This is a genomic window from Bacillus sp. ISO11 (genome assembly GCF_003458115.1).
Lineage (GTDB): Bacteria > Bacillota > Bacilli > Bacillales > Bacillaceae_G > Bacillus_A > Bacillus_A cereus.
This window is the reverse complement of record NZ_QXCO01000067.1, coordinates 1-12,818: the sequence shown is the minus strand read 5'-3', so window position 1 is coordinate 12,818 and position 12,818 is coordinate 1. Positions and strand designations below refer to the sequence as shown.

Below are 12,818 nucleotides of genomic sequence, written 5' to 3'. Positions count from 1 at the left end.
AACGTTGTACGCTTGACATGACGTACTATTGTCTGTCGCTCGATTATAGTGCTGATGTCGTTTGGCCCGTTAGACGTTCTTAATTTAAATGCGTTAGCTGAGTGGGCTGTCGCCTGATTGTTCACGCTGCTACATCATCTTTTTTTGAAGCTTACGGCGCCCACCGAGATCTACACTCTCTCCGTCGTCGGCAGCGTCAATGTGTATAAGAGACAGGTTCAAAATGATAAATTAGGATTTTCAGGGGTTAAGACCGTTATTTATTCTCCTATTTTAAATTAGCGAAATTTTCAAATATTAAAAGTGCATACGTTAAGATTTTGTATATAATATAATCAACCCGTAGTTATAGTGTTTGCTCCGATTCAAATTATGAGATAGTTTACTTTAACTTTTTTACATTATCTGAAAAAGAACTTGTAGGAATTCCTACAAGTTCTTTTTGTTCTTCGGATTGACGAATAGTAAGTGTTATTGGAGATACCGCTAACATTTTAAGAGTTGTCATATATTCTTATGATAAAATGTTGTAGAAAGCTTAAGAATTCTTAAGAACTTTTACCCCTTTTTCTTAAGTTTTGGACTCTAGAGTATGATTATGAGTTCAAACCTGTAGGATGACTAGGTATGAAAACAATTCGCTTTCTTATTTTTATATATAATGTACCAAAAATCAGTTGATGCAGATATTCCAAGTTCAAGGTTTCATGGAGACAAAAAAATTGAAGGAATTGATTTGAAGAAAGTAAATTATATTGTCAAATATGGACTGAGTACAGGTGTATTCACAGAAAAATTAATTAAAAGAAGAAATCTCAAGACAATTATTTTATTAGTAGAAAATAATAAGAAATTTTTAATTTTACTAAAAGCAAAATTAAAAGAAAAAGGGAACTTATTAATTGTATATGGATCAGTAGCAAATATTGAACAATATATTAGGGAGAACGATATTACGTATATACAGTATGTTATTTCTTGTCTTTCATTTGCAAGCTTAAGAAAAAAAGAAGATACAAATGTCTCACCTGCTTATGTCTTTAGCTGTTTTATACGAGAAAAAATATGGAGGAATCATATGGAATCAAAAATTCTTATTGTCGATGATGATAAAGAAATTAGAAATCTTATCTCTGCTTATTTGGAAAATGAAGACCTGAAAACTCAAAAGGCAGAAGATGCTATGGAAGCTTTACAACTGTTAGAAGAAAAGGAGTTTGATTTGATTATTTTAGATATTATGATGCCTAATATGGATGGTATTGAAGCGTGTATGAAGATTAGGGAAGACCGCAATATACCTATCATCATGCTATCTGCAAAATCTGAGGATATAGACAAAATTCAGGGGCTAGCCTCTGGTGCAGACGATTATTTATCAAAACCGTTTAACCCATTGGAATTAATCGCTAGGGTAAAATCCCAATTAAGAAGGTTTAAAAAATACAATTCATCAATAGGACATAATAAAAGCATTCTAGAAATTGGTGACTTAACCGTGAATACAGATACACGTCAAGTATGGGTAAGAGGAAAAGAAACAAGATTAACTCCAAAAGAGTTTGCTATTTTAGAACTACTTGCCCGCAACAAAGGGATTGTCATGAGTGTAGCAAAAATATATGAAGCAGTTTGGGAAGAGGTTTTTTATAAATCAGACAATACTGTCATGGTGCATATCACAAAAATAAGAGACAAAATAGAAGAGGATTCTAAAAATCCCATTTATATTAAAACTGTGTGGGGAATTGGATATAAAATATGAAGAATGTTAGTTTTAAAAATAAGATCATTATAAAACTTCTTGGTGCTGTTGCAGTTAGTTTTTTTATTTCAATTGGTTTAACAATTCTCATTTTGGCATACGTTATAGATCCGTTATTTGTAAAATACGAAGAGTTTGGTATGTTTGAATTCAAATTGGCATTGTTGTTTTTATTCGCGTTCGCAATCTTTACCTTTATCATACTTTTTTTGATATTGGTTCGAAAGAAAATAGTATATTTGAAGTTCATTTCAGATAATGTAAATGATATTGCAAATGGAAAACTAGGTCTGACAATAGGGATTAAGGGGAAGGACGAATTGACCCAACTTGCCCAAAATATCAACTATATGTCCAAGGAATTGGAGCATACATTTGAACAGGAAAGACGATTAGAACGTACAAAAAATGAACTCATAACGAACGTATCTCATGACTTACGCACACCGTTGACATCTATTATTGGTTATATAGATTTATTAAAAAGAGGGCAATACAACAGTGAAACACAATTACAGGAATACCTTGAAACCACGTATTTAAAATCAAAGAGATTGAAATATTTAATTGATGAACTGTTTGAATATACTCGTTTATCAGGCATCGATGCTAAGTTAAACTTTAATGAAGTTGATTTATCAGGTTTGTTGGAGCAAATAGTTGGAGAATACATTCCTATATTTGAAAAGGAAAGTTTAATTGTTCAAAAATCAATAACGGAAGAAACAATACCTATTTTCATGGATGTAGAAAAAATGGTACGTGTATATGAAAATTTGTTTATGAATGCGATAAAGTTCAGCATGAAACCTTCCGAATTATCCGTATGTCTTGAATTAATAGGTAACAAAGCAATTTTGAAAGTATCAAATAAAGTCGAGAAGCCGCCTGTTAGCGACCCTAATAAATTATTTGAAAGATTTTTCAGGGGTGATAAGGCAAGAAAAAATGATCAAGGAAATGGACTGGGACTTGCTATCTCAAAAAGAATTGTTGAACTTCATCATGGTAATATACATGCAGAATATAAAGAAGGTTGGATATCCTTTATTGTTGAACATCCAATCAAATAGATTGGCTTATGGAATTACAGGTTCCATAAGCTTTTTTTTATAAAACTTAAGAATTTTTAAGGATTTTTCAGGGTGTTTCCTAATTTTCATAGTTTATCATGTATGTACTCAGAGCAAAGAGGGGAGTGGAGAAATTAAAAAAATTTTCTTTACGGCTTTCGATTGGATACATCGTAACAGCCTTATAGAAAAGGTAGATGCAACATGACTATTTTGTTAGTAGCAAATATGAATAGCGACTTATTTTAAAGAAATGAAAAAACAAACATAGGAGGATATATATGACAAAACCAGTTGTAGATGTGAAAAACGTCCAAAAAGTGTACGGTAAAAAAGGTGAGAACCAATCAAATGCGTTAAAAGGTGTTTCATTCTCAATTCAAGAGGGTGAGTTTGTCGGAATTATGGGACCATCTGGTTCTGGAAAAACGACATTATTAAATGTAATTTCAACGTTAGATAAAGCAACGGGCGGAATTGTTGAAATTGCAGGAACAGATATTACGAAAATGAAACAAGGTGAGCTTTCTGATTTCCGTTCACAAAAGTTAGGATTCATTTTCCAAGACTTTAACTTATTGGAGAACTTAACTATTTACGAAAACATCGCTCTTCCACTTTCCCTTCAAGGTGTTTCATCACGAAATATTGGACAGAAAGTAGAAAAAGTAGCTGATATGTTAAGCATTTCAGCAATCCTTCAAAAGTATCCATCTGAAGTATCTGGTGGACAGAAACAACGTTCCGCGGCAGCTCGCGCTTTAGTACATGAGCCAGCAATTATTTTAGGGGACGAGCCGACTGGAGCTCTAGATTCTAAAAATGCAACGAGTTTACTTGATGCCATGACAAGCTTAAATAAAGAGCAAGGTGTATCCATTATGATGGTTACGCATGATCCTTACAGTGCAAGCTACTGTCAGCGTATTTTATTCATTCAAGATGGTGAGTTATATAAAGAAATTCATCGTGGTGGTACCCGTGGAAAATTCTATAAAGAAATTTTAGACGTGCTTGCAGACTTAGGCACACAAAAAGCGTAAGGAAGGAAGTTCAATCATGTTATTTAAGCTTTCTATGTCAGGCCTAAAAAGTAAGTTGCAAGATTATATTGTATTACTTGTTGGTCTGATTGTCTCTATTTCAACTTTTTATATGTTTCAAACTCTAGCATCCAATAAAACGTTCCTTGAATCTAATTCTTCTATTAGGGATATTGTGTCTGTATTTAAAATTGGTTCCTTTTTATTAGCGGTCACCACATTTTTCTATATTTTATATGCAAACTCTTTCTTATCAGCTCTTCGTCAAAAAGAATTTGGTATGTATATGATGTTAGGAGCAAAAAAGTATAAAGTTACCTTACTTATGTTTATCGAAACAATCGTATTAGGCGCTGCGTCTCTTGCGATCGGTATTGCAGTTGGTGTAGGACTTGCAGGAGGTATCGGTCAGCTATTAATGAAACAACTTGAGTTTGCTGGTGAAGGTTATAAAGCATTTTATCTACCATCTATAGCTATTACTTGTACCTTCTTCTTTGCACTATTTTTCTTATCAGCAATTATGAATAGTATGAAATTATCGCGTATTTCTGTACTGCAACTTGTACATGCAGATGCACAAACAGAACGTGTCGCCGTAAAAGGAAAAATGACCGTTGTAGTTGCATTCCTTGGTATTCTTTTATTAGGTATTGGTTATGCATCACTGATCTATATGTCATATGCAAATTCGCTAATTGCTTTGGGATTAATGGCCGTTGGATTAATCTCAGCAACCGCTGGTACTTACCTTATATTTGGATCCCTTCTCCCGGTTATGATTAACAAGCTAAAGAGTAATAAAAAACGTAGTGAAAAAGGCCTCAATGCTTTTACTTTTGCACAATTAAATTTCCGCATTAATAGTCTAACAAATGTGCTTGCAACAGTAGCAATTTTAGTGGCTCTTGGTGCTGGTGGAATTGCTTGTGGTATGGCATTTAAAAACAACATTATAAACATGACAGATCAAATGCGAATTTACGATTCAGTCATTCATAATCCAACTGCGGAAGAAAAGACAATTTTGGGTGGTATCTTATTTCAAGAAAAATTTGAATACCATTACAAAGTTGATGATAGGTATGTTTATTATCTTAAAGAAGATGTAGAAAAAAATCGCCCTTTCTTGCAAGGTATGAAAATAGAGAAAGTTTCAGAGGAAATACCAATTGGTGCATTTTCAATAAAATGGGTTAAAGGAGAAATCGACACAAAACAATGGATTCAGGCTTTCAGAACGATCCAGCCAAATTATATGTATCCTCATTATGAAATCAAAATTGTAGAACAAAACATATACGATGGGTTGAAGGGTAAAGAAAGTACTGTGTTTATAGGGAAAACAGATGATTTTGGATCATACATAAAAGAATGGAAAAAACTTGATGAATTACAGATAGCAAAATATAAAAATGTGAAAGCGGAAGAATTGGATAGTAAGTATCAAAAATATATTATGAGTCATGATTTTGCCAGCGGACTAATGTTTATGGGTTTCTTCGTTGGAATTGCATTTTTAGCAATGATGGCAAGCTGCTTAATGTTTAAAGTTCTGTCGGGAGCATCAAAAGATGTAGCACGTTATCAAATGCTTCGTAAAATCGGTGTTCGTCGTGAGTTATTAATAAAATCGATTTTTAAGGAGTTATTCTTTATATTTTTAGTCCCAGCAATTTTGGGTATTGTTCACGTATTGGTTGGTATGAACATGTTCAGCGTTCTTTTGGCTGATCCTTACTTTCGTATTTGGCTACCAATTATTATTTTCGTAGTAATTTACTCGATTTACTACTTGATTACAGTTCAATTGTATAAAGGAATTGTACTTCCGAAAGAACATTAATGTAATGGTATTATTTATACGGAATATCACCATAATCTGCCCCATTTATTAAACATTCTAAATGGATTTGGAAATAATAAATGGAGTAGTACTATAACCCATAAACGGTGTTTAATGTTCCGTACGATACTTTGTTTTTAGTAATGAGTTTTAGAATTTCCGGAAAGTATTGTTGATAGTGCCATTAGAGAAGTTAAAGAAGAAACTGGTCTTGAAGTTAGCAATCCTGTTTATAAAGGACTTTATGAATATGTTAATTCAATCGTCAAAGACCAAGATATGATATTTAACTATTTTACAAAAGACTTTAAGGGGGATTTACTAAAAAATTCGCCAGAAGGAAAAGCTGTTTGGTTGAATATCAATGAAGTTTATAATCTTTCTATGCAGAAATCCATTCGTAGAATATTCCCTTTGTTCTTTAAAGAAGGAAGAAAAAATAAAGGGAATGGGATCAAGAAAAAAATCAAGAGGGACAAGTTACTATAAAGAGAACATAAACAAAACAATGCTGGCCTACACATATTAGTATTATATAATATGTGTAGGCCTTTTAATTTTAAGCATCTATTAATTTAGGTCTTAATAATATACGAAAATCGCGTTTTGTTGACGGATTTCCTTATGATAAGGATTTTTTTACATAAAAAATAAAAAAAGATAGGATCGGCGAGCATACACTTATCTTTGGCCAAGGAGTAAACCAAAGGATAACCATCATATTTTTATTACAATATCTCTTGTTAATTTTTAATAGAAAAATCATGTGTAATATTCATATCTATATTGAGAAATTTATTACAAATTTAGTTGTAAATGTTTTTTTAATGAAACAATCTCGCCTAAAATTAAATTTATATAATTTTAGCTTGATAGCGATGTGGTGCTGCCCCTTATAATAAGGATTCTATTTTGTATCAAAAATTCAAAATTAAAAAGATAAGATCCGGCAATAGGATTTTATCTTTAGCGTAAGGGAAAAACAAGTGACAGAAACCAGCTTATTTTTTATAGTATTATATTTTTTGTTAATTTTCGATATAAAAACCATATATAACATCTATATCTATATTGAGAAATTTATTGCAAATTTAGTTTTAAGTGTTTCCAAAAATGAAAGGAAACTTTTATCCAGTAGTTTACTTTCATAATATTGATTTTTATACGTGTCTGGTAAAGAAGATACAATGAATTACTAATAAAAACTATAACGAAATCTAGTTCGGTATAGTAAAGTGCAAATGAAAATTCCCTCTTCGCTATCTCCCCAAAAAAGAACCACTGCTATAATCTTATAGACTGTATTTTCAGAAACATTACAAGCGTGTAAGTAAAATGAAAGGAAATTCAATATGAGAAAAAAAATCTTACTACTATAATGAATAACAGAAACACTCATGAAAAAATGTGTTGCGAATCTAGTTGATTTTTATGTCTTTCCATTAAGGTTTTGTCGCAGGAGCAGTACTGCATTAAAATTCAATTGAAAAATTTGATGAAGTTATCACCTTTAGAAAAGATGATTCCGTTAAGTATACATCAATTAGAGAGAACCACATGGATACGGTATAATTCTGGATTAATAATTACTAGATGTAACGATACTTCGTTATTTTTATCTAGAATATTATTTAAACTACCCAACACGGAACCTAATGGACTGTTGGAAATAGGCGATTCCTGAGAACACCGATGTATCCACCAGTTATCTTAGCAGGCTCTACCTATAGTCCCTGCGGTGAGAACATAAGTATTTTGTACGTTGATTTATCCCAATTTCTACTTTAGCTTTCTTGTCACAACTTTGACAAGCGTGGAGCCATAGAACGTTGAAGAATGATTTGTACCAGTATATAGTGGCGAACAGATTGACTTAGGCCAACCGACATTCATCTTCAACCTAAAATTAGTGTTGCACACCCTCACATTTTTTGGAAAGAGTCTTCTGTCGGAAAAAAATAAAAAACACAGAGGTGTAAAATGAACATTATTTCCGAACTATTCGTTAGTTTTGCAATTCCTACGATACAACTCACATTTTTATTCCTTCTCATACTTATTTTTAGCTATTTTGTAGTATACAAAAAGGTATGTAAAGGTGAAAAAAAGTTTACCGTACAACAAATTATATTATTGATATTAATAATAGGATATTATTCTCTTGCATTATCAGCTACTTCATTTGGTCGTTCAGATGATATAGCTTATGCAAGAACCATTGATTTTGATGTACTTAGTGTTTATAAAAAAGCATGGAATACATTTTCATTTACTTCCTTTTTCCATATCATTGTGAATATAGGTATGCTTTTTCCTTTAGGAATTTTATTCCCTTTATTTAGTAAGGTTTTTCAAAAAACAAAATGGATGTTAATGATCTCAATTATAGCAAGTTTATTAATTGAAATACTTGAATTTACAATGCAACGTGGAAGTATGGAACTTGTTGATTTACTTCATAATATTTTAGGAATGATGCTAGGGTATTCTGTGTTAAACATAGTTCTTATATTATTGAAGAAAAAAGAAACGCATGCACAGATGATGAAATATTTATTCCTTCCCATTACAGTAATTCTCATTGCATTTGGAATAATTATTTCGTACCATATGAAGGAATTTGGAAATATGCCTATTGATCCCAATACAAAAATAGATATGTCTCACGTTACGATAAAAACATCAATAGAGTTAAAAGAAGAAGGGGAAAAAAAACCTGTTTACAAAGATTCCGTTACTAAAAAATCACCTGTTCGAGATGTTAAAATTCTTTCTCCAAAGGAAGCATTTCAAAAACTGAAACAAGGAGAATTTGAACCTATAGGATCTTTCAATGCAGGTGATACATTATTAATTACAAAATATAATATAGATTACTACACTGATACAAAAGGTTTCTCTCAACCTATATATGTCTTTGAGGTACATGTAAATGATAATGAAGAAGATATTTGGTCTCAACCTATTTCCGCAAGGAAATAGGTTGAGGAAATATTATGAAGCTACTAGTACTGGTTGTAACCCATGATACATGGGAAAGGCGGAGTCTGTTTTGGAAGACTTCGCCTTTGTTTGTATAGTGCATGCAAGGGTACGGAAACGATTTAAAGAGAAGGGGACATCATCTATCAACTCTCATTTTTAGTTTGTAAATTTTGGGGGGATTTATCCTATAAATATAGTAAAAGTAAAAGATCTTAGTAAAGAATACACAGGTAAAGCTTCGCATACAGCACTTTTAAATGTAAATTTAACAATCATAGAAGAGAATTTGTTGGGATTATGGACCTTTCTTGTAGTGGAAGAACAACGTTATTGAATATGATTTCTACTATTGATTTGCCAACATCAGGGAGTATATTAATAGTAAAAATCCGTATTAACTTTCTACCAATAATTTAGCTTTATTTCGCAGACACGGGTACGGCCGAGATATATGTAATTTTGAATATAATTCATACATTCTTTTCTAAACGTACTTGTGATTACGGATTTCTTTACCACTTTTCAACTGATTATCATACATCCTAATCATACAGTTGGAACAAAGTGTTTTCAGTAGCTAATAGATGGATGCTTAGGGTGTACCCATAATAGACGAAACTGCATTTATAAGCCAATCTCATGCATACATTAACAGTAAAAGGGAATATGGTTCTTCCGCTCGTATTAGATGACCTGAATGTGAAAAGAATAAATAAACGAGGATATGAAATATCAGGAGGACAAGCACAGCGAACAGCGATTGTCTGTGCACCCATTCATTCCCCTAAATTAATTCTACCGATGAGCTAACAGGGAATTTGGATACTAAACTCTCTCAAGATGTAATGGAGATATTAACACAATTAAATATAGAAGAAAAGGAAACAATGATGGACAGTTATATAATGAAATTTGCCACAATGACAATTGTCCATTACTTTATAAAAATATTATGGACAGTCTTTCTATGTTAGGAGGGAATAAAAATGACTTTTCGACAGCTAGCATTGAATAATGTTATACGGAATAAACGAATATATCTTGGGTATTTTTTTAGTAGCATATTTGCGGTAATGATTTTCTTTACTTATGGTCTACTTTTCTTTCATCCAAATCTAAAAGGTGAACTGACTCATGTAAGTACTATAATGAGCACATTTGGGAAAATAGGATTTCAACTATCGTATTCCTTAATTTTTGTTTTCTCTTTCTTATTTATTTTCTATTCTGCTAGCGCATTTTTAAAAAATAGAACAAAAGAGTTTGGATTATTAATGTTACATGGAATGTCTCATAAACAGTTTCATCGATTAATTTTTTTCGAAAACATGTTGATTGGAATCCCTTCTATACTAGTGGGTATTGGACTTGGAATGATTTTTTCTAAATTATTTTTACTAGTTAGTGGGTCTTTATTGGCAGTAGAGCATAGGTTACCATTTTATTTTCCATTAAAGGCTATTGGAGTAACAGCTCTGTCCTTTTTTATCTTATTTCTACTTATTTCTTTGTTTACATCAAAAATGGTGAAAATGAAAGAGCTTGTAGAACTCATAAAATCAGAAGAAAAGCCAAAACCTGAACCTGAACCTGAAGTGTCTGCTTGGCTATCTTTGTTGGCTATAATCTTAATTGGAGCAGGCTACACTTCTGTCCACCACAGTATCGATGCAATCGCAATTAATTATATGAGTGGGAATGAAGTATTACTGATCGTTGGATTAGGGGTCACGCTTATTATATTTGGAACTTATATTTTCTTTCATCAATTTTGTATATATGTGATATACAATTTGAAAAATAGAGAAACTACATTCTTTAAAAGAACCAACCTCCTTGTTATTTCAGAATTAGCATTCCGAATGAAAGATAATGCGAGAACGTTCTTTATGGTTACAATTATATCTGCGGTATCTTTTACAGCAATTGGAGCTTGTACAGCTATCGGAAATCCTGAATTAGCAAAAAATGAGACCCCATTTGCATTTACCTATAGATCAGATTGGGGAAATCCACTAGAAAAATCTCATATTGAAGAGATAAAAAAACAATTAAAAGAATCTGGATTTTCTTATAAACTTGCAACAGCAAAATTTAAAATAACACAGAATGACATTAGATTAATTAATCTTTCTACGTATAATGAATATGCTAAAACACTAGGATATGAAATAGAAAAATTAACAAATGAAAATGAAAGTATCGTTATACTACCAATGAAAAAACACAAAAGTGTAGAGGACCTAAAACCTTTTGTGTTAAGGCATGGTGAACTAGAAGTACCAGTTACTGTTCAAAAAACATTAACTGTCCCAGAGTTAAAAGAGATGCTTGCTAAAACTGTTATTATCTCTGATGCTGTTTACAATGAAGTCCTAAATATTAAAACTGTAGATGTTGGTATCTTGCAAAATTACACTATATACGGTTTTATTATAAAAAATTGGCCTGAAACAACTGCAGTCTCAAAAAATCTTATGAAATCAGTTGGTACGAAATTAGGCGATTCTTATACTTTTTCATCTTTGAGTTTGAAATGGCTTGAACTAAAACAACAAAATGGATTACTTTCTATTACAAGTATATTGGTGGGAGTTGTATTCTTTGCATTTGCAATAAGTTTTTTATATTTCCGTCTATTTACTGATTTAAAACGTGATCAAGAGCAGTATCAAATGATTTCAAAATTAGGTTTAAGTCAAAAAGAGTTAAAGAAAATTATAACAACACAAATGATGATATTATTTTTCTTACCCATTGTAGTAGCTATGATTCACAGCAGTTTTGCATTTCTAACTTTGCATCAATTAGGACAAACCATAAGTAGGGAAATGTCCGTTATTCAAAGCTCAATTGTTGTATTAGTAAGTTTTTTTTGTATTCAATTTATTTACTTCCTTATCATTAGAAATTACTATATAAAACGCATATGTACAAAAATATATTCATAAAAAAGAGAAACAAAAAATTGAAGGTGCAGACTCAATCACTATATATGATTGAGTCTGCATCTTCAATATGTTAAAAAATATACTAAGATTAATCTATGTTGACTCATCTTTTATACATTATCTGAAAAAGAACTTGTAGAGATTCCTACAAGTCCTTTTTGTTTTTCATTTTAAATACTTAAAAGGTATAAGCTCAGTTTTACTTTTTACCAGTAATATGCTGTTAAATTTATCTTTCTTGTCCATCTGTTTGATTGGCTTGGAACTCCATGTTTAGCGCAATACTATCCCCTTGGAACACGTTCTGATCTGTGCCGTTGTCTTCAAATACAAACTTTATCCAAAACCAATCCATTTTCCCAGGTTTTAATCCCCTTGTTTCAGTCCACTTAGAATGAAATACTTTTTTGGAGGCAATCTCTGGGCTTTGTGATTTTAGTTCTGCAAGAGTTGTCTCGTATACAGGGCTTTTCGCATAATCCCAATCCAAAAGAAATTGTACTTTAATATGTTTACCAAAATCTTCTGTAGTGTTATTTTGTTTTAAATCGTTTACAGTATAGTCTATTTTCATCATGATATCTTTAATATCTAATGTACCACTATTTTTTTAATTGAATTTCTTTAATATTTTGTCCCCAGTACTGTAAAGTTTTAAACACGTAGGAAATAAATCCAAATTTACTGATAACAAGGATCAAAAAAGGAGGAATTCTTTTTTTGGAACGATAGAGCATTTCAGATACTGTGACACATGTATATCCATTGTTGTTTAAATACTTCATGATGCTTTCTGATGCTTCAACAGTTTGAGATGTCTGGGAAAATTCGCTACCATTCCAATCATGAAGTAGAATGATATTTCCAGGTTTAACACCTTTTGTTATATGCCTCGAAATCTTGCTAGCTGTTGGACTTCTCCAATCTTGGAGATCTTGATGCCACGACCATAATATTACAAGTTTTCTATTTTATACAAAATTACACCTTAAGTTGATGGATGTTTGGTGCTCCCCCTATATGAAGCTATACAAAACATACTAAGATTAGTAGTGCAGACCAAGGCATTGGTTCGCACTACTATTTTTTATATAGTAGAAGTGAAGAGAAGGTCGTGGGTGTCTTGGGATCCTGAATCCGTATACAAAACTGACC

Annotated in this window: 8 protein-coding genes and 4 pseudogenes; 9 read left to right on the top strand and 3 right to left on the bottom strand. The window is 31.8% G+C overall.

The window, feature by feature from the left end; all coding sequences use genetic code 11:
- Positions 1-382: 382 nt before the first annotated feature.
- A complete protein-coding gene (locus tag D1166_RS32060; protein ID WP_255422659.1) occupies positions 383-508 on the bottom strand; it encodes a hypothetical protein in 126 nt (41 codons plus the stop codon).
- A gap of 570 nt (positions 509-1,078) precedes the next feature.
- On the opposite strand from D1166_RS32060, the gene D1166_RS30515 reads away from it, so the two are divergent.
- The 9 genes and pseudogenes from D1166_RS30515 (at position 1,079) to D1166_RS30475 (ending at position 11,663) form a co-directional block, all read left to right on the top strand.
- Positions 1,079-1,765, top strand: coding sequence for a response regulator transcription factor (locus D1166_RS30515; RefSeq protein WP_097855924.1), 687 nt, complete (start codon positions 1,079-1,081; stop codon positions 1,763-1,765).
- Complete coding sequence (locus D1166_RS30510; protein ID WP_087948266.1) at positions 1,762-2,838, top strand: sensor histidine kinase; 1,077 nt, start codon at positions 1,762-1,764, stop codon at positions 2,836-2,838. Before D1166_RS30515 ends, D1166_RS30510 begins: the two co-directional genes overlap by 4 nt.
- A gap of 281 nt (positions 2,839-3,119) precedes the next feature.
- Positions 3,120-3,881 carry an ABC transporter ATP-binding protein gene (locus D1166_RS30505; RefSeq protein WP_087948265.1) on the top strand — a complete coding sequence of 254 codons (762 nt, stop codon included), beginning with the start codon at positions 3,120-3,122 and terminating at the stop codon, positions 3,879-3,881.
- Positions 3,882-3,897: 16 nt separating this feature from the next.
- Positions 3,898-5,727 carry an ABC transporter permease gene (locus D1166_RS30500; RefSeq protein WP_098213353.1) on the top strand — a complete coding sequence of 610 codons (1,830 nt, stop codon included), beginning with the start codon at positions 3,898-3,900 and terminating at the stop codon, positions 5,725-5,727.
- A gap of 168 nt (positions 5,728-5,895) precedes the next feature.
- Positions 5,896-6,216, top strand: a complete 321-nt coding sequence (locus tag D1166_RS30495) for an NUDIX domain-containing protein (RefSeq protein ID WP_306302922.1) — start codon at positions 5,896-5,898, stop codon at positions 6,214-6,216.
- Positions 6,217-7,707: 1,491 nt separating this feature from the next.
- A complete protein-coding gene (locus tag D1166_RS30490; protein WP_097855907.1) occupies positions 7,708-8,709 on the top strand; it encodes a VanZ family protein in 1,002 nt (333 codons plus the stop codon).
- A gap of 190 nt (positions 8,710-8,899) precedes the next feature.
- A pseudogene (locus D1166_RS32055) lies at positions 8,900-9,107 on the top strand (bacitracin ABC transporter ATP-binding protein); the annotation flags it as partial.
- 238 nt (positions 9,108-9,345) lie between these two features.
- A pseudogene (locus tag D1166_RS32050) lies at positions 9,346-9,727 on the top strand (ATP-binding cassette domain-containing protein); the annotation flags it as partial.
- Positions 9,699-11,663 carry an FtsX-like permease family protein gene (locus D1166_RS30475; RefSeq protein ID WP_118043541.1) on the top strand — a complete coding sequence of 655 codons (1,965 nt, stop codon included), beginning with the start codon at positions 9,699-9,701 and terminating at the stop codon, positions 11,661-11,663. The pseudogene D1166_RS32050 and the gene D1166_RS30475, both read left to right, overlap by 29 nt.
- 229 nt (positions 11,664-11,892) lie before the next feature.
- On the opposite strand, the pseudogene D1166_RS30470 reads toward D1166_RS30475, so the two are convergent.
- A pseudogene (locus D1166_RS30470) lies at positions 11,893-12,306 on the bottom strand (TasA family protein); the annotation flags it as partial.
- A 38-nt stretch (positions 12,307-12,344) separates the two neighbouring features.
- Positions 12,345-12,634: pseudogene (locus D1166_RS32240) on the bottom strand (polysaccharide deacetylase family protein); the annotation flags it as partial.
- Between the last annotated feature and the right edge of the window lie 184 nt (positions 12,635-12,818).